The organism is Vibrio parahaemolyticus (assembly GCF_900460535.1).
In the GTDB taxonomy this organism is placed as follows: Bacteria; Pseudomonadota; Gammaproteobacteria; order Enterobacterales; family Vibrionaceae; genus Vibrio; species Vibrio parahaemolyticus.
This window is the reverse complement of the sequence record NZ_UHIL01000002.1, coordinates 605536-628019: the sequence shown is the minus strand read 5'-3', so window position 1 is coordinate 628019 and position 22484 is coordinate 605536. Positions and strand designations below refer to the sequence as shown.

At 45.6% G+C, this 22484-nt stretch carries 14 protein-coding genes; 10 read left to right on the top strand and 4 right to left on the bottom strand.

Features of this window, described 5'->3' with window-relative positions; translation table 11 throughout:
* Positions 1–12: 12 nt before the first annotated feature.
* The 3 genes from DYB02_RS19710 to glgX form a co-directional block, all read right to left on the bottom strand.
* Positions 13–1221 (bottom strand): multidrug effflux MFS transporter, encoded by a 1209-nt coding sequence (locus DYB02_RS19710; RefSeq protein WP_029845823.1) that lies wholly within the window; start codon positions 1219–1221, stop codon positions 13–15.
* Positions 1218–1862: a recombinase family protein gene (locus tag DYB02_RS19705; protein WP_025504246.1), complete on the bottom strand. Its 645-nt coding sequence runs from the start codon at positions 1860–1862 to the stop codon at positions 1218–1220. The genes DYB02_RS19710 and DYB02_RS19705 overlap by 4 nt, the downstream gene beginning before the upstream one ends.
* 243 nt (positions 1863–2105) lie before the next feature.
* Positions 2106–4097 carry a glycogen debranching protein GlgX gene (gene glgX / locus DYB02_RS19700; RefSeq protein ID WP_029804718.1) on the bottom strand — a complete coding sequence of 664 codons (1992 nt, stop codon included), beginning with the start codon at positions 4095–4097 and terminating at the stop codon, positions 2106–2108.
* A gap of 444 nt (positions 4098–4541) precedes the next feature.
* Between glgX and lamB the strand changes: the two genes are divergently transcribed.
* The 5 genes from lamB to DYB02_RS19670 all read left to right on the top strand — a co-directional run bounded on the left by lamB (position 4542) and on the right by DYB02_RS19670 (position 11112).
* Positions 4542–5750 carry a maltoporin LamB gene (gene lamB / locus DYB02_RS19695; RefSeq protein WP_020841534.1) on the top strand — a complete coding sequence of 403 codons (1209 nt, stop codon included), beginning with the start codon at positions 4542–4544 and terminating at the stop codon, positions 5748–5750.
* A gap of 157 nt (positions 5751–5907) precedes the next feature.
* On the top strand, positions 5908–6738 hold the full coding sequence (locus DYB02_RS19690; protein WP_021822081.1) for a MalM family protein: 831 nt from the start codon (positions 5908–5910) through the stop codon (positions 6736–6738).
* A gap of 300 nt (positions 6739–7038) precedes the next feature.
* Positions 7039–7419 (top strand): early set domain-containing protein, encoded by a 381-nt coding sequence (locus DYB02_RS19685; RefSeq protein ID WP_029804719.1) that lies wholly within the window; start codon positions 7039–7041, stop codon positions 7417–7419.
* A gap of 120 nt (positions 7420–7539) precedes the next feature.
* Positions 7540–9150 carry an alpha-amylase family glycosyl hydrolase gene (locus tag DYB02_RS19680; protein ID WP_029804720.1) on the top strand — a complete coding sequence of 537 codons (1611 nt, stop codon included), beginning with the start codon at positions 7540–7542 and terminating at the stop codon, positions 9148–9150.
* A gap of 345 nt (positions 9151–9495) precedes the next feature.
* Positions 9496–11112: an endonuclease gene (locus DYB02_RS19670; protein ID WP_029804721.1), complete on the top strand. Its 1617-nt coding sequence runs from the start codon at positions 9496–9498 to the stop codon at positions 11110–11112.
* Positions 11113–11225: 113 nt separating this feature from the next.
* Here DYB02_RS19670 and pulA read toward each other — a convergent pair whose 3' ends face one another.
* Entirely contained in the window at positions 11226–15215 is a 3990-nt protein-coding gene (pulA, locus tag DYB02_RS19665; protein WP_029804722.1) for a pullulanase-type alpha-1,6-glucosidase, read from the bottom strand.
* 543 nt (positions 15216–15758) lie between these two features.
* On the opposite strand from pulA, the gene DYB02_RS19660 reads away from it, so the two are divergent.
* The 5 genes from DYB02_RS19660 to DYB02_RS19640 all read left to right on the top strand — a co-directional run bounded on the left by DYB02_RS19660 (position 15759) and on the right by DYB02_RS19640 (position 22398).
* Positions 15759–16955, top strand: coding sequence for a tetratricopeptide repeat protein (locus tag DYB02_RS19660; RefSeq protein WP_005499994.1), 1197 nt, complete (start codon positions 15759–15761; stop codon positions 16953–16955).
* A 697-nt stretch (positions 16956–17652) separates the two neighbouring features.
* A complete protein-coding gene (locus DYB02_RS19655) occupies positions 17653–18099 on the top strand; it encodes a helix-turn-helix domain-containing protein (RefSeq protein ID WP_005458369.1) in 447 nt (148 codons plus the stop codon).
* Between the two features lie 410 nt (positions 18100–18509).
* Positions 18510–20690, top strand: a complete 2181-nt coding sequence (speF, locus tag DYB02_RS19650) for an ornithine decarboxylase SpeF (RefSeq protein ID WP_011106546.1) — start codon at positions 18510–18512, stop codon at positions 20688–20690.
* Positions 20691–20751: 61 nt separating this feature from the next.
* A complete protein-coding gene (gene potE, locus DYB02_RS19645) occupies positions 20752–22062 on the top strand; it encodes a putrescine-ornithine antiporter (protein ID WP_005374814.1) in 1311 nt (436 codons plus the stop codon).
* A gap of 147 nt (positions 22063–22209) precedes the next feature.
* Positions 22210–22398, top strand: coding sequence for an AbrB/MazE/SpoVT family DNA-binding domain-containing protein (locus tag DYB02_RS19640; RefSeq protein ID WP_005458312.1), 189 nt, complete (start codon positions 22210–22212; stop codon positions 22396–22398).
* Positions 22399–22484 lie beyond the last annotated feature (86 nt).

Genomic DNA, 22484 nt, shown 5'->3' with positions numbered 1-22484 from the left:
AAGTCGGTGACATTAGCCGGCTTTCTCTGCAGCCTCTCGTTGTTGATGCGCTTCTTCAGTGTTGAACCCACGTAGAATATTGGTCAAGGTGATGGCGGTAAACAGCACTACAACCAACGACAAATGCCACGCTTCACTCAATCCAAGTTGCACCAGCGTCATACTCACCAAGGAAGAGACCACCATTTGACCGCCGCCAGACATGGCTGCCGCCGCGCCCGCTTGCTCTTTGTATGGTTGCATCACAAGTGCTTGTGCACAAGGCAACGCAATGCCATTGCCAAGAATCATCAACAATTGTCCAATCATCAAATACAAGGGTTCTACCGGGCAGAAAAACAACCACAGTGCCGCACTGATATGCAAAACAGGCGTGCAAAGCAGCATTTTCTTATTTCCGATGACGGGGCGTATGCGGTTACAAATGGTTGTGCCGCCGAGCATACCTAACGCGGGGATCAGTGCCCACATGGCGTATTCGTCCGATGTCATCCCGATTTGGTCTTGCATGATAAAAGGCATCACGGAGACGGTCGTGATCATCAAGCTGAAGTTGAGCCAACTGATGCTCGCAAAGCTCATAAAATATCGAGACGAGAGCAAATCACGATACTGCACCAACATTTTGGCTGGAGAGGGGATTGCAGAGCGTCGTGTGATGGTCTCTTTGAATCGAAACGCAATGATGATCCAAGCGAGCGACACGTAACCCAACAATGAAATGAACACCATGCTCCAGCCAAAGTGGAAGTTAATGAACCCACCAATCACAGGAGCAATCAACGGCGTGATGGACGCTGCCATAGCAATGTAAGACATCGCGACGGGAAGCTCATTCCCACTAAACTGGTCGCGAGTAGAAGCCCGAGCCAACACCGCGCAGCAACCCGTCCCCAAGCCTTGCAAAAAGCGGCCTAATACCATGCCAGTAAACGTATGGCTCCAGAAAATGATCATCAGCAAGCCGGACATTGCGATCAGCAAACCAGCGAGTAGCACTTTCTTGCGCCCTAATGCGTCGGACATGGGGCCATAGATGAACTGGGAAGGGCCAAATCCAAGTAGATAAATACTTACGAGGAGCTGCGCTTGATCGAGTGAAACCGAGAAGTCTTTGGCGATCCAAGGTAGGGAAGGCATCACTAAACCCATGCTCAGTTGGCCAACACTGATGATCAAACATGCCAATAGAATCGTGCGGAAATTGATGGGACGTTTCATGATGATTCACCATCGGCGAATCCGGCATTTTTTCGCGTTCTTAGAGCGCCATCTTCATCAAACTCGCTCAATTTTGCTTTGACTCGTTTAACCGTCGACAAGCTGACATCGCATTGCTCTGCCACGCTTAACAGCGTGTTCCCTTCTAATAGTAACGCCGCGATGAGCCGATGTTTTTCCCGGTCAGCAGGGCGGCCACGGAACTTCTGTTTCCACAAATCTGGTTGATCTTTAATGGCTTGGCGGCCTTGCTCTGCCGCGAACAACCGATGCTGAATTTGTACCTTTCCATAACCTGATAGCAAAGCGAGTAACGTTTTCGTCTGTTCTGAGTCAGGTTCAAACGTCAATGGTTCACATACGGTTTTTAGTGTGACGCCTTTTTCAAGCAAGGCTCGAATGGCGTTGAGAGCCTGACTAAAATCGCGACCAAATGCTGTCAGCCACCACATCACGATGGTATCGCCAGATTGAATCGTATTGCTAAGTTTTTGAAACGCTTCTCTTTCTGAAGGGGGAACGCAGCCACGAATTTTATCTTCAAAATGCAGCGCATCAGGAGCGGCCTCGCGCAACGCAGCAAGGTGCTCACTGTAGGCTTTGTTTTTTGGAGAGTAGCGCGTGTAGATATAAGTCGTCATGACCGCATTCTTCATTGGGTTGGTTCATATACTGTAATGGTCCATAAATATACAGGGGTTCATTAATGCTTACAACACTAAATGAGCCATTTAAGTTTTCTTAGAGCATATCCCAATTATCTAGGTGATGAGTTTTATGGCTGATTGGTGTTCAAAGATGTATGTTGGGGTATCTGTCTGCAAGCAATGAAAAAAGCCGATACAGATGTTTGTATCGGCTTTTTGTTTTAGGTGTTGTATTGGCTAGCTTTGCAATTGCTCACCTTGTGGCGAGTTTGGCTTTGGCTGGTAATGCAAAATCACCATCGAGGTCGGTGACAGCAAGACTTCGCCTTCTGCGTGCCCAGGATTGAGGTTGCGCACATTGGTATCACAAATCGTTACCCATTCTTGATTACGCTCGTTTGGCAGCTTAAATCGCGCTGTAGCGTTCGTTTGGTTGATGAGGTAAACCAACTCTTGCCCGTCTTTACCAATGCCTAAGTGAAGCGCTACGGAGCTTAATCGGTTCCAGTCGTCGTGTTCCATTAATCGGCCATCGGTTCGACGCCAGAAAATACGGTTGTTGTTGCGATTTTCGCCGCTGAAAGCACGGATGAAAGGCACCATGTATTGGTGACGGTTTGCGACCATTTGCGCCATCCAAGTTTTGAAGTGCGCTTTGCGCTCCGTCTCGCTCCAGTTGATCCAACTGGTTTTATTGTCTTGGCAGTAGGCGTTGTTGTTGCCACCTTGCGAGTGTGACAATACATCGGCGGTCAAAATGTGCGGAATACCAAACGCAAAGAGCAAGCTCGCAATCAGGTTGCGTTTTTGCTTCTCACGCGTGGCGATGATCATGATGTTTTCCGTCTCGCCTTCTACGCCGTAGTTTTCTGAGCGGTTGTCACCGTGGCCATCGCGGTTCTCTTCGCCATTGGCTTCGTTATGTTTGTGCTTGTAAGAGACTAAATCTTGCAACGTGAAGCCATCGTGGTAAGTGATGTAATTTACCGTGAGTTTGTATGGCCAGTTGGCGGCGCTGTAGATATCGCGAGAGCCCATAAGGCGAGTGGCGAATTCTTTCAAATAGCCTTGATCACCACGCCAAAAACTGCGGGAAATATCGCGCAGCTTGTCGTTACATTCGTTCCAACCAAATGGGAAGTTACCAACTTGATAGCCATTAGGGCCAATATCCCACGGCTCGGCAATCAATTTGGTTTCACGCAAAATCGGGTCTTGAGCGACGGCTTTGAAAAATGCCGCTTCCGGGTTGTAATCATCCCCTTGACGTCCCAAAGTGGCGGCCAAATCAAAACGGAAACCGTCAATTTTGAATTCGCTAACCCAGTAACGCAGCGTGTCCATAACCAGATTCAATGCTGGTTGATAGGTGAGATCGACCGTGTTGCCACAACCTGTGTAGTTGGCGAAGTGATTGCCGTGTTTGATGTAAAAGCGAGAATCGAGCGCTTTGAGATTAAATATTGTCGCGCCTTCGCCTCCTTCTGCTGTGTGGTTGTAAACCACATCCAGAATCACTTCGATCCCATGCTTGTGCAGCTCACGAATGGTGGTTTTGAGCTCGGTTACCGCGTCTTTTTCTGCGTAACGAGGATCGGGCACCATAAACAAATAAGGGTTGTAACCCCAATAATTGACTTTGCCCATCTCCAATAAATGTGGCTCATGCATACACGCGGCGATAGGTAGCAATTGCAACGTGTTGATGTTTTGCTGTTTGTAAAACGCCAGCATTTGAGGTGAAGCAAGGCCAAGATACCGCCCTTTGGTGGTTGCACTGACTTCAGGATGTAATTGCGTAAGCCCTTTGACGTGCGTCTCAAATAGCACCATGTCTTCTCTCGGGATACGAGGATGATCCGTCTCCTGCCAGTCGAAAGTGTCTTCAATCACGACGCATTTCGGCATATCAAAACTTTTGGCTGGAGTATAAGGAGGATGGTAGTGAAGGGCTTTGTCTAAAGATTTGGCGTAAGGATCAGAGATGAGTAATGGTTCATCTCTATGTGTGACAACGTAACCATATTTTTGGCCCGGTTTGATATCGGGAATAAAGGTATGACGTATACCCGCATATTCATTGGGTAAGGCATGCAAACTATAGCTGCCATCGCTTGCAAACAATGCCAGCTGGATATCTTTTACACCCGGAGCATGAATAGAGAAGTTACAGCCTTCTTTATTTAACGTTGCGCCTAGGGGGTAGGGGCGAGAGAAAAGTCGTGTCATCGGAGATACTTTATTTATTATTTATTGCTACCTTTAGGAAACTATAAGTTAAAAACTTTGTCTTACTAAGGTCAACCACCTTAAATAGAAAAATATTCGTGTAATTTAATTACTTTAGATGACGACTTCGGGTCAAAAATATGAATTAGCTATCACTTTGTAGCGGCTCAAAACCGAAGAAACTTACTAATTCCTCCCTAGATTGGTGATCTGACTCGAAAAAACACCATGCGGTAATTTCTCTACTCCCTTCTCATCCCCCCTAAATTAGTTTGGGGCGGAGGAAGTCATCCTTGTACCCCTCGGGTAGTCTTATAACTGTTGAAACAAACGGGGATTCGTTCCCATCTTACCTCTCTTTCTTTAGGTGCGTTTTTACTGCCTATATTCACCTGAGGGCGAGCAGGGAAGACAGAATTATAAATACCCTTAATGGAGTTAAGAATGAAAAAAGTAAGTGTAATTGCAGCGGCTGTTGCTGCAACTTTAGCTGCTGGTTCTGCTTTCGCAGTGGACTTTAATGGTTACATGCGCGCCGGTACTGGTATTAGTGCTGAAAGCGGTGGTGACGTATCATTTATGAAAAATGGTATTGGCCGTCTAGGTAACGAAGATGACAACTACTCTGAGTTTGGTTTTGCTGAGGATCTAAAAACCGGTGACCAAACATGGCGTCTAGAGTCTATGATCGCTTCAGGTGTTCAAGGCGCTAAAGGTTGGGAAGATGGCGACTTTAACGTTGCACAGTTTGCAGTTAAAGCTAAAGGTCTTATCGCATCTGATAAAGACGCAACTCTATGGGCTGGTAAAACTTACTACCAACGTAAAGATATCCACATCACTGACTTCTACTTCCTAAACACTTCTGGTACTGGTGGTGGTATCGAAAACCTTTCTGTAGGTAACCAAAAGCTATCTCTAGCAATCATTCAAGACGGTGAAGATGAAAACGGTGCGGGTTACATTGCAGACGCTCGTTTAGCGAACATTGGTCTTTGGGAAGATGCATCTCTTGAAGTTGCGCTAGCGTACAACTTCTCAACAGAAAGCAAAAATGGCAAATACGATGGCGATGATGGCCTGCTTGCAAGTGGTATCATTCACCAAAACATGAGCAATGGTTTCAACCAGACTGTAGTTCAAGTTGGTACAGCTGGCTACGGTATTCAGATGGCAAACTTCTGGGGTGCTGGTGCATATTACGACCGCTCTGGAGACCAAAATGATGGCTTCGGTTACCGTGTTATTAACTGGGGTGTTATGAACTTGGGCGAAAACTGGGAAATGGGTCACCAGTTGGCTTACCTAGCAGGTTCAGATTTAGGTACAACTAAGTACGACTCTAGCCAGTACTCAATTGTCGCTCGTCCAATGTACAAATGGAACGATACTATGCGTACTATTTTTGAAGCTGGCTACAATGCTGGTGAAGTGGATGATGTTGACTTCGGTGGTGCTAAATTTACCGTAGCTCAAGCATGGGCAATGGGTGATAGCTTCTGGGCTCGTCCTGAAATTCGTGTATACGGTAGCTACCTAATGGATCTAGAAAACGATAGTTTTGGTGAAGTTAAAAATGACGCTGGTGTAGTTACAGCAGCTGGCACAGACAACGACTTTGTTGTTGGCATCCAAGTAGAAGCTTGGTGGTAATCGAGTAATATCTTAGTTATCTAGCTGTCCTAGTCAAATAGCCGACATCTGTCGGCTATTTTTCTAAGGGTTTTCGAAAAGTTAGACGTTTCACCAAAGTCACTCTAAGATGCTTTAGTGCAAAAAACCTTTAGAAAAATAACTAGAAGGAAAAAGTATGTACTTCCGTGCCCTCATGTTAAGTGGATGTGTCGCGCTTGCTGGCTGTCAATCCACTGAAGTAATCGAACAAGTTCAAGTTGCTCAAGCACAGCAAGTTGATGTTATCTCTGAGCTTCAAGCTGTAAAAATGAAGCTTCCTAGTTCTGCAATTGTAGATATCACTACTCAGAGCCAAGTGCTGGAATACAAAGATATCGACAGCCGTGTTGCGGTGTTTGAGTTGCCTGCTGACCGTGGTGAGTTTGCCATTAAAATCACTAGTTTGATCGAAGACACAGCTTTCGTACCAAGAGCGATTATCGTAGATAAAAACGGTAAAGAAATTGAAAACTACGGCAAAGCGGAGTTTGAGTACACAAAACCTCGTCTTCATCTTGGAAACCGTCTAGTCGCTGAAAAAGACTTCTTCCCACCAGTGGGTTTAGATTCTGTTTACCTAATTGTTTACACTGATCAATCGGATCTAGGTGGATTTACGGATGTGATTCACCCTGCGCGATTGGATGCAGAGGGACGAGGCAATTACTTACCAGAAGTAAAAGATATTCCAATTCCAAACAGTGATACAGGTAAGATTGAAGTCTCGATTGACCGTGTGAGTTTCTTCTCAATCGGAACATCAAGTAGTGGACCAACAGCGGCTCCAGTTGCGGTCAAGGCGGTTGAATCAGTACAGCCTGAAACACAAACTTACTACCACAACGCAATTAAAGCGGCGGTAAAAGCAGATGATATCCCTAAAGCTCTGAGCTTACTTGATGAAGCAAAAGCGTTAGGAATTGAAGGTGCGCAAGAAGTATTTGTAAAAGCAGTGAATAGCAAATAGGTAATTTCAAAAAGCCGGCTAAGATAGTCGGCTTTTTTATTTCGCATTTAGTTATCTTTTTCACACATTATATTATTTCTATTTAAAGTTTATTTTATTTAGAGTCATAATATATATGTTCTAATTTGATTAGTTCTTGGTCTAATAAAAATAAGGATATAACGTGAAAAATTAATTATAAATACAGCATGTACTTTAGCCGCTGTGTCTATCTTGTCTGCGTGCTCGTCCACATCATCAGAAAATACAACTCAAGATGAAGTAAATAATGCGGTTGCATTTACGAGCACGCAGATTGATATGATGACAAATTGTAGTTTGCCGGATTCAGCAGAGTCAGGCCCGTTGTCTAAAGACATTTTTGTTGTAGGTAGTTTCCCTAATGCAGATTGGAAGCACACTGCCAAGCGCAAACTGACCTATAAAGGGAATAATGTCTATCAAGTGATTACCGATGAAGTTTCAGGTAATTACAAAATGCAGTATGCCGCTGAACAATGGAAACCTCAGTTTACTGCCAAAGGTAAAAAATTATCGGTCGGACAATTAAATGAACTGACTTGCGGTGGTTACGGTACAGATACAAAACTAGAAATTAAAGAGACTGGTCAATATCTTTGGAGTTTAGAATTTAAAGATGATGGCTCACCTTATTCAATAATGGTAAATAAGTGCCAATAATATTCCATTCAGTTATTTAAAATTTGTTTTTATTTATTAACCCCTACATGGAAAACATGTCGGGGTTAATTTTATTACTCAAATGTTTGTAGGTTATTTGAGTAAATTAGGGAGAGTAAAATGCGTAATGTTCTACGTAACCATCGCCTGTATCGATCGTTGCTTGCGTTAAGTGTGATTGGTGCTCTATCTGCGTGTAATTCTTCTGGTGGCGACAGTAATAGCAGCACGCCGCTACCGGATACGAGTTATGCTTGCCAAGCCAATGTCATGACGCAAAGTAACCAACTTCGTACTTATCAAATCATGGTAGAGAGTTTTGTTGATGGTGATACAAGCATTGGTCACGGTACAGGTTATGGTACCAGCCATCACAATGGTGATTTGCAAGGGGTGATTGATTCACTCGATTACATCCAAGACTTAGGGATGAATGCGATTTGGTTGACGCCAGTTTTTGAGTCAGAAGCGACAGCAGGACAAGATCATTGGGCGGATCGTTTGGACGCCACCGGCTATTTTGCGACAGATTACTTTAAAATCTACCCCAAATTTGGTGACTTAGCGACCGCGAAAACTCTAGTCGAAGAAGCACACAAACGCGGTTTGTACGTATTTTTTGATGGCGTATTTGGCCACCATAAGAATGGTTTGATCAAACCCTCGCCTTCCGGCTTGTTGCCTTCAGGCTCAAGCAATCCCGTGGATTACCCAGCCAGTCTCGATTTCTACAAAGAGGTGGCGACGTATTGGATCAAAGAACTCAAGATTGACGGCTGGCGTTTAGATCAAGCCTATCAAGTTCCGACAGACGCTTGGACACAACTTCGTAAAGCCGTCGATGAAGCCTCACAAAGTGTGACGTACACCAATAGCAAAGGCGAACAAGTGAATCCGTTGGGTTACATGGTGGCAGAGATTTGGAAAGGGGAGTCAGAGATCGCGAATGAGGCGTATGGATCGAACAGCGATCCAGCATTGTGCTCTGCGTTTGACTTCCCTATGCGCTATCGCATCGTTGAAACTTTGGCCGTGAATGAGAGTGGCGTGGGTGGTCGCGGTGTGGATTGGCTAGACAACGGCTACAGCACACACAACCAATATCCAACACATGCGCAGCCGAATTTGATGATCGGTAACCATGATTTAGTGCGCTTTGGTGACTTGTTGCAGCGCGGAAAATTGGCGGATGTGAATGATGCAGAATATTGGTTACGCCATAAAGCCGCGTTTGCCTTCCAAGCTGCCTACACTGGGCCAATCACGCTGTACTACGGCGATGAAATCGGGGATCAAGTGGATGGTTTTGCCGCAAAAGAAGACAACAACACCTGTGCTATTCAAGGTTTGTGCGATGATCACGTTGCGCGTAGCAGTGCGAAAATTGAAGGCGTGACGGCGACGCTTGATGCAAACCAAGCCGATCTCAAAGCTTATGTGACATCGCTGATGACAATGCGCGATGCGCATCCCGCTCTTTATCAAGGGTCACGCACGAATTTAGTTGCGAGTAACGGCAGTTATGTGGACTTGAAACAATCTGGTTCGGACAAAGTCTTGTTTGCGCTAAATACCTTAGAGACCGCGAGAACCGTCATTCTTGCTCAGGAGAGTGTTGGCACAGGTGAGCTGGTGGATTTGCTCACGAATGAAAAAATTGCTCCGAGCAATGGTCAATATCAACTTCCGATGTCGCCATTACAAGGGCGATTCTTTGCGGTAACTCCCTAAGGAATTATCCAGCATTGCCGTTCATCGGTTGAGCTGTACAGAACTTTTCTAATACACAAGCCAAGTGTTGTTGCTGACCCCCATAGGTGCACACTTGGCTTTTTTCGCTCTACTTCTCTCCTTTTTTCTCAACTTCTCAATGGTTTTTACCAGAGTGCGGATAACTGGCTACCTCGCGTTTTGTTCAGGTATTTTGCTGTTAATCCGTACGATATTTGTGAGATAAGCTGCACATTAAAAAGCAAATTAACACTCGTGCAACGTAAAAGTGTGACTTACGGGTTATTTATGCCTAACTAATATGTTTATCGTGTGTGGGATTTACATAACTAATGGAAAAGTATAATGAAATCCATCACAGCTCCTCTTTGTCTCCTTGCTGCCGTTAGCTCTCCGCTTGCGTATAGCCAAATTCTTAATGGTGACTTTGAACAGTGGAATGGCAATGCACCTACGCAGTGGTCAGTGATTGACGCTGGCATCGCGGTGTCGCCAAGCAGCGAACAAATCAAATCGGGCGGCTTGGCTGCTCAAGTCGTCGTGAACACGGGTACCCAGAGCAACACCGACTTTTTGCAAACCATTAATGTGGAGCAAGGGAAAACCTATCCGTTCTCAGTCTCGGTGTATCACACTGAAGGGCATGTAAAAGCTCGATTGGTGGCAGACGGTTATCACGGCTACTCCAATCCGCAGCAAACGAATCAGTGGCAAGAACTCACACTCAATTACACCGCGACGACCACGAAAACCATCGATGTGGGATTACGTTTTTATGATGAAGCGGGCTTTGACGGCTCAGAAGTGGTTTATGTCGATAACTTCCAACCGACCGAGACAAGCACGCAGCCTCCCGTAGAGAGCTGTAGTGATCACCAAGTGGTCTTGACTCTCACGACCGACAACTATGGTTCTGAAACGAGTTGGACGCTGAAAAACAGCCAATCCGCAGTACTGTTCTCTGGTCAGGGTTATGAGTCGGCAACCACCGTTGAAAAAAGCATGTGTTTAGCCGACGGTGACTACCAGTTCACCATTCAAGATGAGTATGGTGACGGCATTTGTTGTGGAAGTGGCGCGGGTTCGTACACGTTGATGGAAGGAGCCAAGACCCTTGCTTCTGGCGCTGAGTTCGCCAAAAGCGAAACCACTGATTTTACGTTAGGTGACACCACCACGACTCCACCAGTGGTTGATGGGTATTATCAAGCCGCGTCTGGCAAGACAGGCTACGCACTCAAAACGGCGTTGTTTAACATCATCAATAATCACTCCAGCCGTGGCTATTCAGCGATTTGGACTTTGGTAAAAGACGCAGATTTGGATAACTACTACGAGAAAGACGGCTCCATCCTCGATATGTATTCAGAGAAGCCTTCGGGCAACGACGCAGTGAGTTTCACGAAAGTAACCGACCAATGCGGTCAATACAGTCAAGAAGGGGATTGCTACAACCGTGAACACTCGTTCCCGAAAAGCTGGTTTGGTGGAAAAGTTGAACCGATGAACTCAGACGGTCACCATTTGTTTGCCACCGATGGTTACGTAAACGCTAAACGTAGCAACTGGCCATTTGGCGAAGTAGGCACCTCGACTTATGTTTCCAGTAATGGTTCTAAGCTAGGTCAAGCGAGCACTGCACTGGGTTATTCAGGCACCGTGTTTGAGCCGATTGATGAGTTTAAAGGCGATTTTGCGCGCGCGTATTTTTACATGGCAACCCGTTATGAGAACGTGATTGGCAATTGGGAGAACAACACGAGCAACTCTGACGCGGTGTTGGATGGCTCCAGTACGAACGTATTTGAACCTTGGATGCTAAACATGCTGAAACGTTGGCACAAAAATGATCCTGTTAGCGCGAAAGAAATCCGTCGCAATGACTTAGTGTTTGAGTTCCAAGGGAACCGCAACCCGTTTATCGATCATCCTGAATTTGTTGAGCAAATTTGGGGGAATTAACGCGCAATTGGTTTCAACATTGCGAGTCAATCTCACGGCGAACCATTGAGAATAAGAAAGGGGAAGCATAATGCTTCCCCTTGTATTTACGGATGTTGTGAAAACTGGAGAGCTCAGTTCTTCGTGACGGTTACGATTGGTGCTGACTTGTCAGCCGCATTGAAATGGAAGTTGTAATTTCCTGCTTCTGCAATCGCAATTTTTAGGTTTGCACTACCGCCACCGACTTCCATCGTCAGTGCTTTACCAAGCTCAACACTGCCTTCGCCGCCGAAGTTGGTGTCTGCTGCCCAGTCTGCACTTGCAATCTTCATCTCGTAGCTACCCGCAGCTAAGTCAATGTCTAGCGAGTAAACATCATTGGCGACGTAGCTGAACTTCGCTGCTGAATCTTGCGCCGGAGTGTCCCAACTTGTGATGGTGCCACGTAGGTACAGTGCTGTTTCACCAAACGTTGGTGCATCCGCAGATTTGGTTACGGAAACCACAGGTTTTTCAACTTTCTCATCTTGAACGTATAGCGCGTTCAGTGTGAAGTTGTACTTGCCTGTTTCTGCGACGGTGAGTTTACAGTTTTCGTCTGCGCCTAGCTCCAGAGAGCCGCTGCCCACTGTTGCCACAGAACAACCGATGTTCGGATTTGCCCAACCTGTGTCCGCAAATTTGAACTCGTGGCTGCCTGCTTCAAGTACGCCTGTTACTGAGTACATGCCGTTGCCAATGAAAGTCATTGCCCAGTCGCTGTTGTCTGACCAATTGTTCATTGTGCCTTTCACGTAAACCACGGTTTCACCGAAAGGAGGAATGCTCGATACGTCTTTGTTGTCCGTATTGACTGGCAGACCCACACCTTGCGCGCCGTCTTGTGGCTGTACGAATACCGCAGTAGTCAGTGCTGGTACTGTAAAGGTTTCATTGGCGAAGCTTGCACCTTTCACGATGTCATCTGCAGAGTTTTGTTGAACTTCATGCAGCTCGAAACCTGTCGCGCCTTTCACGACAAATGATTTCTCTGTTGACGTTGAGTTCACCACGGCCACGATCGCATCGTATTTCGAATCCAAATCGGCACCTGCTGATTTACCATCGTCGATAGACATAACGATCAAGCCTTCCACTTGGTCTTTACCAACGTTGCGGAAGTCAACACGGTTCATGACTTCTTGAGCGGTATCTAAGCGGAACAGTTCACTTGAACTACGGATTTTTAGTAGTTCTAGGAATTGTTGTTTGGTTAGCTCAATGTCGGTTGTATCTGGATTCGCTGTCGTATCAGAAACGATCTTCTTGATCAGCTCCCAGTTTGCGCCGTCTTTGTCTTCACGAGGCAGACCTACGTTCCAGTTGTTGTCACTGCCGTCAAAGAAGACGCGGTTGAACCAGTCACCAGAATCGTAAGAGTCGCGCTGCATCGATTTAGAACGCAGAAGCTCAGAACCCATGTGGATGAATGGGATACCTTGGCCAAGCATTACTGTTGATAGCGAGACAGATTGCATGCGTGCACGATCTGCAGAAGGAGTCGCAGTCGCAATCTTGTACGCGTTGTTATCCCACAGTGTTTGGTTATCGTGCTTAGACACGTACGAGATGTTTTCTGATGGCACTTTTGTGTAGCCTGCTGGCGCACCATTGTAATCAACGTTCTTACCTAGTTTTGTGTCGCCTTTGTAGTCTAGAAGAACGAAGTCAGCCAAGTTACCCGCCATGCCTAGACGAACCAAATCTTGGTTGTGTAGACGACCATTCACTGATTCTGCATCCACTTTGGTTTCTTCATTCGCGTAAGCCGCGTTACCAAAACCTTGGTTGAAGCGAAGTGGGTGCTTACCTTCTGAATCGACACCGCCATCAAATGGGCTGCCGCCACGAACAGCGTCACGCAGACGATCCGAGAACGTACCGATTTCAGTGCCAGCCATGTTTAGCTGAGTGGCTTGATCAAAACGAGCGTTGTTAGACACTTCACCGAAGTCCCAACCTTCACCGTAGAACAAGGTGTTTTCGTCAATCTTGCGGATTTGCTCAAGCGCGTAGACCATCACATCTTTTGGCTGGTGGCCCATTAAGTCGAAACGGAAACCGTCAACTTTGTAGTCGTCCGCCCACACTTTCAATGAGTCAACCATCAGTTTACCCATCATCAAGTTTTCTGTTGCAGTGTTGTCACAACAGGTTGAGTTTTCTACGCCGCCAGTGTTGACGTTAAGACGGTGGTAGTACCCTGGGACGATTTTATCTAGAACGGATTTGTCGTTAATGCCAGAGGCATTGGTGTGGTTGTACACCACGTCCATGATCAGCTTCAGCTTCATTTTGTGCGTTGCTTGCACCATTTCACGGAACTCAAGAATACGTTTTGAGCCGTTTGGATCGGTCGCGTAGCTGCCTTCTGGCACCGTGTAATGGAATGGGTCGTAACCCCAGTTGAAGCTGTCTAGCATGCGCAAATCGTTCATCAGTGCTTGCGCAGAACCGGTGGCTGGATCGTAGCTGTTCAGCACATCTTCAATCACTTTCGCGCCATCAACTTCGTCACAGACAGACGCTTCTGGTTTGATGCCACACAATTTACCTACGGTGTCAGTAATATCGACGCGGTTCGCCGCTTCTTCATCAACCGTAGCAATATCGAACGCTGGCAGGATGTGAAGCGTTGTTAAACCTGCGTCTTTTAGTGCTTGCAAGTGAGAGACCGATTCGCGGTCTGCTTCTGTGAGTGCTAAGTACTTACCGTTGTATTCTTTGGTGCCTTTTGTATCGTTAAAGCTGAAGTCACGAAGGTGTGATTCGTAAAGTACGTGGTCTTCATCTTTTTTAACGGTTGGCCGTTCGTAGTCGCTCCAGCCTTGTGGCATCAAGCTTGGATCATCCAAATCGATCACTTGAGAGTACATCGAATTTTTCGACAAGCTCAGAGAATATGGATCTGTGACCAAGCGAGTTTCGATGACGCCCGTTGTTGGGTGGTAAACTTTAACTTTGTAACGGTAGTATTTGTTGACGACGTTGCTTTGCGCTTCAGAAACCCAGATACCAGTTGCTGAATCTTCTTTCATCGCAACGGTTGTTTCTTCTTTCAGATTCTCGTCATAGATGATCAGAGCAACGTCTTGCGCTGTTGGCGCCCAAAGTTTGAAGGTTGCTGCGCCGCCTTCCACAATCGCACCGAGTTCTTGGCTAATTGCGTTACCTGCCTTGGAGTCGGCAAACACCGCATCCAAAACGCCCGGCTTTTGCACTTCAGTTGCAGAAATAACGTCGCCATTTGCGTTGTAAGCCACCATGACGATTTGTGATTTCAGAATCGTACGTAGGGTTGCATCGTCCACATCAATGCCAGCGGCTTGAAGGCTTGCAAGGTGGCGGAAACGAGATTTAAGACCGTCAGACAAATCGCCCGCTTTGGTCAGCTCAACAGCTGTACCGCCAGATATTTGCTTGTCTTCATCCATTTTGATGTCGTTGGTCAAGCTGTAGAACAGCTTCATTGAATCAGCATTGGCTGCCGCTTCCCATGCGATAGTGTTGGCATCTAACCAATGCGCTTTTTGACCATCAATATCGACTGGACGTTCTTCGATTGGCTCGTAGTAAAGCTCGCTGCTGCCGTGGAAGCCAAATAGACCTTTAGATTCGCCAATTTTGGTCAGCTCCACTTTTGAGTTCGAGCTACCGAAGGCTTTCTCATCGCCTTTGTGCAGAATGAAGTTCATACATTCGTGCGGATCAGACGCATCTGGGTTCACTTTCAGTACGTAGTAAGCGCCGTAGGTGTCGTTGATGCCGTCGAATGGACGTGGTGCAGACCAGTCCGTACCTGTGCCAGCAATGCCCATGGCTTCTAAGTCGGTGCTGGTACAGCCTTCGCCGTTCCACAAGTGCAGGCCCCAACCTTTGTAGTCGCTTGCCGTTGATGCGGATGCAATATCGCGCTTGTAGTAAATGACAACCTCGTTCTCTCCCGCAGGGTATAGGCCAGAGCCTGGGTTCGTGGTGTCGTCGCTTGTGCTATCGCTGCCACAACCGCTGATGACCGCGATGGAAATCAAAGGCAGTACGGTTTTGGCAATCGTTGATAATTTGAATGTTTTATTGTCCACGTTTACAAATCCATTGTTATTGAATTGATATAACGGACGTGCGGTATTTCGTGGCTCTAAAGCTCGAAGCGCTACACGCCCTATTTGGGGCAAGATGCCGAAAAGGAAATGTTCAACTAGATGCTAATACACTGAATCATCAGCAAAATGTGAGAGCAGGCTGTTAAGTTTTTTACAAGTGAAAATTTTCTGTCACAGTCGATTTTGTTCACAAAATAAATAATAAAACGGTCGCATAGTGAGATATGCCGCACACCATCAAAATGTAAATTTTTATAGGAGGAGTAAGGGGGGATGATAGGGGAGGAGAATATCTCAGCCCCAAAACTGTGATTAACTTCTATAAAAAATGGGGTAATATTTCGCCTTTAAAAATAAGTTACGCTGATATTGAATAAAATAACGCCAACAGACACTTAGAAGCTTCAGATTTTGCGGTAATGGTCGTTGTATAATAAAGGCTGCCGATATTGGTCGGCATGTGATTTTCAAGACTCCCCGGTAGGGAGTTCATTTGGGCCCTGACTAAAAAAGAGGCTATCTATGAGTAGTATGGGCATTGCCATTGCGGCAACTGGCCTTTCACTCGTCCTGATATTTGTTTGGATGATCTCATTGTCGATGCGAAGGCAACGGCTGGAGACCGAGAGGAAAGCGCGTGAAGCTGCGTATCGCAAAGCGATGCAAAAGGCGCGCGAGCAAGAACGCAAAGAGCGTGAGTTTAAAGCAGAAACTGGCCACATCCCGACGATTTTGTTTTTAGCGAAAGAAGCTGAGCGGGACAACGTTCGACAAGCGCTGTATTGGTACGACAAAGCGGCGAAGTTGGATAACGTGACAGGCATGTACGGCATTGTGCGTCTTAGTGAGCGAATGCGAGAAGATGTGATCTTAAAAGAGCAAGCGAACTTCTGGCGAACTGCCATCGCGGGCATGGAAGGTGATATTGAAGCGAAGTTCACGACAGGTAAAGCACTGGTGTTTGGTCGAGGGGTAGAGAAGAACATCCCGAAAGGCCATCAACTCATCGAGACGGCGGCCGAAGAAGGTTGCGTTGCTGCGATGCTTTACATGGGAGAGTGGCAGCTCTCGCCTGAAAATACTTCAGGCCATAAAGCCGATGCGCTTTACTGGTTTATGAAAGCGGCAGAAAAAGACAGTGCAGAAGGCAAAATTCAAGTCGGCTTGTGTTATCTAAACGGCATTGGCGCAGACAAGAGCATGGTGAAAGGTTGCTATTGGCTGGAACGTGCTGCTGAGGGCGGCAGCGCAGAAGCGATGTACCATGCAGGCGAAGCATGGAAAGACAGAGGCAAAACAGGCAATGCGATTGCGTATGTTTGGTTGTTTCTTTCTGCCAATATGGGTTATCAACCAGCTCGCGTCCTTCGCGATGAAGTGGCGGCGAACATCGGTGTGGATGTGGTGGTTGGACTTCAATCCATTGCGAAGCCTCTGCAAAGAAAGCTCGCATCTGGCATGGTGAAAAAGCACTCGATCATTCGTGCGCTGAACAAGGTTTACAAACGTGACGTATATTTCCCTGGCGAAGAAGAGCTTAACGAAGTGTTAAGTGACGAGCACAAATCTGGGGCGAATACGTGGGAAGAGACGACGGAGCTGAACTTCGAACCGGATATGACAACGGTCACAACAGAAGATCAATCAGCGAAACCACCTGAGCAGAAAACGCCTTCCAAAGATGTGCTCGATTTTACGCAGAATTTTTTACAACCTTAATCTTCGAAGAGCCTCAGTAATGAGGCTTTTTTATTGCCTGATAACAGCTACTGGCAAGCTCCTCTAGGCGATGCCACCCTCTCTCTTCCCATCCCTGTTTTTACAAGAATCTCTATATAGAGACGAGTACACCGTTTTTAAGACGTTTGCGTGTTTTCTCATCGCATCGAGTCCTGAATCACGATGTTCGCTTCTATATGTACTAACGCTGCAAACATGGCCAAGCGGTCATAGTTGAGTGTTGCGAAGATCTTAATTTATTCATTTGCATATTATTTATTCGATTTCTCAACAGATTTTGTACGTTTAGTTCAGACTTTCTAGTGAAACCTAAAAATGGAGGGGAATCCCCCCTGTTTCAGAGATGGTTATTAAGCTCAAATCAAACATTTCCAATATCTAATTAACTGGAATTGGAAATTAATTTCGTGGCTATAAATAAAAGGCTAAAAAATACACTCATTACTTTATCTAATAATATTAATTAAAATTTGTACCTCTAAATCTAAATTTCTATTTTTGGTTTAATATTTGATTTGTTGATTTTATTCTTAATTAGGCGCAAGATAATAAGCAAATAAAAATAGCGCATACTATGCGTATAAAAACATTCGGAAGTAACTTTTTCATTACATGTTTCAACAGAAAATGGAGCATATTCCATTTGCTCTGTTTTATTTCTATTAGAGATTTGTGTATGTTGAGAATCATTAGTGCAGATAAGTTCATCTCTTCAAGGTTCATCTTGGAATACAGCAAAGCGGAGTTTGCGTCTTTGTTGGGAGTTTCCGTAGCTAAGATAACCAATATTGAAAGTGGCAAATCTTCGATTCCCCCGGTGTACGATTACGCCATCAATCATTTACTCAGTGAGCATCCGTTCAAGGAAAGCGCAGTGGAAGCCCTTTGCTCTCATGAGACTCTTAACTTTGCCCGACGCATAGATGTGAACTCTAAGGTGCAACGCTTGTCCTGTAAGCGTTGCGATAGCCGTAGACTGCACGTTATGGCAGGAATGAGCGGGCTGTACTTTGTCGAGTGCATGGATTGTAAGCATACCATGTACTCGTCTGGTATCGCGGTAAAACGCTATCAACAGTGGTCCAACAATGGCGTAAAGCTAGATAGTCATTTATTTAATTGAATTGTGTTTCCTTTGCACCTAAAGTAAAAAGCCATCAATACATGTGTTGATGGCTTTTTTATTATGTGTTTAAATTTAGTTAAAATTAAAATATATATTATCCCTAATAATATAGTCCTACTAATTATATAGTGATAGAAATCTCAAAAATTTATTTTCTTGATATTTTATTTCTAACAACAATGGCTGTGGTCACACAATTTTTAATTATTTTTCCTTTTAAGCCTGGTTTCAATATCATTGGGCTATCAATTGGAAAGTGATGAAGATCGCGAAATTTTAATTCGAGAAAATAAGACTTTTAAATATGAAAATTTAATCACGAAATTTGTTTTTTGAATTTTAAATATCGTTTTCGTTTGTAATATCTGTACCTGTCAATTTTAAAGAACAAAAAAGAGATATTCCAAATGAAACGTTTAATTATAGGTGTTAGTAATTACATGCCAGAAGACTTCAGTTTATTAGCTGAATCTTTAGATGAACAATTTAATCGTCATTTACAACCTTTAGAGCAAGTTGAATTAACCGACGTTGGTGCAGCTATTATTACTTCAGCAGACATTAAAGCAGGTCTGCATAAAATGATTTCTGAAACGGGTTACGGTATTCCAGTTTTCTTAGTAACGGATGAAAACCCAGTTTCGGCAGAAGATTATGTTTGGCTAACTGGCGTTATCGATTTAGAAAGACAATCTATTGAGTACTACTGTCGTCAAATCAACGAAGCGGTAACCAAGTACGAATGTCGTCTGCTTCCTCCTTTCTTCAAGCAATTAACGCACTATGTTGAGATGGGTAACTCAGCGTTTGACTGTCCGGGACACCAAGGTGGTCAGTTCTTCAAAAAACACCCAGCTGGTAAACAATTCTACGATTTCTTCGGCGAAAACCTGTTCCGTAGTGACTTGTGTAACGCGGACGTGGATTTAGGTGACTTGCTGATCCACGAAGGTTCTGCACACCAAGCGCAAGCGCACGCTGCAAAAGTATTTAACGCGGACAAAACTTACTTCGTACTCAACGGTACTTCTGCTTCAAACAAAGTGGTGTGTAACGCGCTAGTAACTGAAGGTGACTTGGTACTGTTCGACCGTAACAACCACAAATCGAACCACCACGGTGCGTTAATTCAAGCGGGTGGTATGCCAGTTTACTTAGAAACGGCGCGTAACCCTTGGGGCTTCATCGGTGGTATGGATGAGCACTGTTTCGATGAAGAATACATTCGTGCTCAAATCGCGAAAGTGGATCCAGAACGTGCACGCGATGAACGTCCTTTCCGTCTTGCTATTATCCAGCTTGGTACTTACGACGGTACTATCTATAACGCTCGCTACGTGATGGATAAGATCGGTCATCTTTGTGACTACATCCTGTTTGACTCTGCGTGGGTTGGCTATGAGCAGTTCATCCCTATGATGAAAGATTGTTCACCACTGCTGCTGGATTTGAAACCAGAAGACGCAGGTGTGATCGTGACTCAGTCTGTTCACAAACAACAAGCTGGCTTCTCTCAAACATCGCAAATCCACAAAAAAGACCGCCATATCAAAGGTCAAGCTCGTTACTGTAACCACAAACGCTTTAACAACGCGTTTATGATGCACGCATCGACTTCACCATTCTACGCACTGTTCTCTGCGCTTGATGTGAACGCGAAGATCCACGATGGCGAAGCAGGTTTGCGTTTATGGCGTGATGCGGTTAAGACTGGTATCGAAGCGCGTAAAGAAATCCTTAAGAGTTGTGAATTGATTCGTCCGTTCATTCCAGACGAAGTCGAAGGTCAACCTTGGGGCAGCTACGACACTGACGTGATCGCAACGAATAAGAAATTCTTCATGTTTGAGCCAAACGCAAGCTGGCACAAATTTGAAGGTTACGGTGAAGGTCAATACTTCGTTGACCCATGTAAATTGTTGCTAACTACTGCGGGTATTGCAGAAGACGGCAGTTACGCAGATTTCGGTATTCCTGCAACGCTATTGGCGAACTTCCTTCGTGAAAACGGCATCATCCCTGAGAAGTGTGACTTGAACTCTATCTTGTTCCTACTCACTCCTGCGGAAGATATGGGTAAGATCCGTCACCTTGTGGCTCAAATTAACCGATTCGAAAAATTCATCCGTGATGATGCGCCTCTAAGTATCGTACTTCCAAGCGTCTACGAAGCGAATAAAGAACGCTACCGTGGCTACACCATCCGTCAGCTATGTCAGGAAATGCATGACATGTACAAAGAGCTGAACGTGAAACAGCTACAAAAAGCGATGTTCCGCAGCGAGTACTTCCCACAAATGGTTCACAAACCAGACGTGGCGACACGCAAATACTTCCGTGGTGAATGCGATTACCTACCACTTAAAGAGGCCGTTGGTCGCGTAGCCGCTGAGGGTGCACTTCCTTACCCTCCAGGCATCATCTGTGTGATCACTGGTGAAATCTGGACCCCACACGTGGTGGATTACTTCCTATCTCTAGAAGAAGGTATTAACCGCTTCCCAGGCTTCGCGCCAGAAATTCAAGGTGTGTACCTTGAAGATGTTAACGGTCGCACTACCGCACATTGTTATGTCCTAAAAGATTAATCTACCCGTTCGCACCACGCTCCGGCGTCGGTGCGAACCGCTTATTCGTGGAGAATAATTTATGAGTACTGAAACTAAAAAAATGTCGGTGGTGCAGTTAACCATTCTGACATTCATCAACATGGCCGGCTCCGGCATCATCATGCTGCCAAGTAAACTGGCGCAAGTGGGCACCATTTCTGTGTTGTCTTGGCTGATCACGGCGGCGGGCTCTTTGGCGTTGGCTTACGTGTTCGCAAAATGTGGTCGCTTTAGTAAACGTGACGGTGGTATGAACGGTTACGCGTCTTATGCATTCGGTAAATCGGGTGCATTTATGGCGGGCTGGACTTACGGTTTGTCGCTCCTTATTGCGAACATTGCGATCGCGATTACTTGTGTGGGTTACGGCTCCGCATTCTTTGAAGTGACCCTATCTCCGGTCGAAACCTGTTTGTACACCATCGCTATTCTTTGGATTTGTACTTTCGCTAACTTCGGTGGTGCGAAAATCACAGGTCAAATTGGTACATTCACCGTGTGGGGCGTAATCCTACCAGTGTGTTCATTGGGTATTGTTGGTTGGTTCTGGTTTAACCCAACCATGTACATTGAAGCTTGGAACCCACACAGCTTGCCATTTGGTGAAGCAGTGAGTGCTTCTATTGCGATGACGCTATGGGCATTCCTTGGTCTTGAATCAGCTTGTGCGAACTCTGAAGCGGTAGAAAACCCAGAGAAGAACGTACCAATCGCAGTACTGGGCGGTACACTAATCGCGGCTGTGGTTTACATTGTATCGACAAACATCTGTTCTGGTATCGTTGCAAACTCTGAGCTTGCTGCATCTACAGCACCATTCTCAACCGTATGGACAGTGATGCTAGGTTCAGCCGCTGGTAAAGTGGTTGCGGGTATGGCGGTATTGGCTTGTGCGGGCTCTCTATTGGGGTGGCAATTCACTATCGCGTCAGTGTTCAAATCGTCTTCTGATGCTGGCTTCTTCCCTAAATTGTTCTCTCAAGTGGACAAACGTGGTACGCCAATCAAAGGTATGATCGCGATTACTATTATCCAATCTGTATTGTCTCTAATGACGATCTCTCCAACGCTGAACGAGCAGTTCGAAGCGCTGGTTAACCTAGCGGTAGTAACAAACGTTATTCCTTACATTCTATGTATGGGCGCAATCTTCATCATGCAGCAAGTGGCGCACGTGCCGGAGCGCGAGATGAAAACCACCAACGTTATCGCTCTGATTGGCTCTCTGTACAGCTTCTACGCGCTTTACGGCTCCGGCTACGAAGCGATGATGTGGGGCTCTATCGTAACCTTCCTAGGCTGGAGTGCTTACGGTCTGATTGCTGCGAAGCATGAGCCTTTAGCAAATTAAAAAATAATACTGAAAGAGCCTTCCCAAACGCGGTGTGGAAGGCTCTTTGTTTTTAGGCATTTACGCCAAATCCAAGTCAGCTCAAAGTATTTGAGGCTAGACATCCAATGACGTGAAAACTCATTTTCGACATTTGGAGGACGAAAGATGATAAGTCAACCTGTTAAAATCGGTGACGATACCGCCGTAGTCATTCCAAGCGCAATCCTGGCTCAGCTCGGGATAAGGGAAGGAGATACCCTAGAAATCGCACTGAATAAAGACAAAATGGAAATTAAGAAGATGGTGTTGAAAACCAGCACTCCAACTTACTCTGAAGATATTGAGGAGAATTGAGTTAGAGAATCTTGGTTTGTCGGATACACTACTGGTTTCGCAAAACTGGCGCTTGCCGCTGTCTTTGAACTATCGATAACAACAAT

What these genes read in the sequence shown, in the direction of transcription:
- DYB02_RS19640 (WP_005458312.1), top strand. Translation starts at nt 22,210, where the DNA reads ATGATAAGTCAACCTGTTAAAATCGGTGACGATACCGCCGTAGTCATT.
- DYB02_RS19670 (WP_029804721.1), top strand. Translation starts at nt 9,496, where the DNA reads ATGAAATCCATCACAGCTCCTCTTTGTCTCCTTGCTGCCGTTAGCTCT.
- DYB02_RS19680 (WP_029804720.1), top strand. Translation starts at nt 7,540, where the DNA reads ATGCGTAATGTTCTACGTAACCATCGCCTGTATCGATCGTTGCTTGCG.
- speF (WP_011106546.1), top strand. Translation starts at nt 18,510, where the DNA reads ATGAAACGTTTAATTATAGGTGTTAGTAATTACATGCCAGAAGACTTC.
- DYB02_RS19710 (WP_029845823.1), bottom strand. Translation starts at nt 1,221, where the DNA reads ATGAAACGTCCCATCAATTTCCGCACGATTCTATTGGCATGTTTGATC.
- DYB02_RS19655 (WP_005458369.1), top strand. Translation starts at nt 17,653, where the DNA reads ATGTTGAGAATCATTAGTGCAGATAAGTTCATCTCTTCAAGGTTCATC.
- DYB02_RS19690 (WP_021822081.1), top strand. Translation starts at nt 5,908, where the DNA reads ATGTACTTCCGTGCCCTCATGTTAAGTGGATGTGTCGCGCTTGCTGGC.
- DYB02_RS19685 (WP_029804719.1), top strand. Translation starts at nt 7,039, where the DNA reads ATGATGACAAATTGTAGTTTGCCGGATTCAGCAGAGTCAGGCCCGTTG.
- DYB02_RS19705 (WP_025504246.1), bottom strand. Translation starts at nt 1,862, where the DNA reads ATGACGACTTATATCTACACGCGCTACTCTCCAAAAAACAAAGCCTAC.
- lamB (WP_020841534.1), top strand. Translation starts at nt 4,542, where the DNA reads ATGAAAAAAGTAAGTGTAATTGCAGCGGCTGTTGCTGCAACTTTAGCT.
- DYB02_RS19660 (WP_005499994.1), top strand. Translation starts at nt 15,759, where the DNA reads ATGAGTAGTATGGGCATTGCCATTGCGGCAACTGGCCTTTCACTCGTC.
- potE (WP_005374814.1), top strand. Translation starts at nt 20,752, where the DNA reads ATGAGTACTGAAACTAAAAAAATGTCGGTGGTGCAGTTAACCATTCTG.
- glgX (WP_029804718.1), bottom strand. Translation starts at nt 4,097, where the DNA reads ATGACACGACTTTTCTCTCGCCCCTACCCCCTAGGCGCAACGTTAAAT.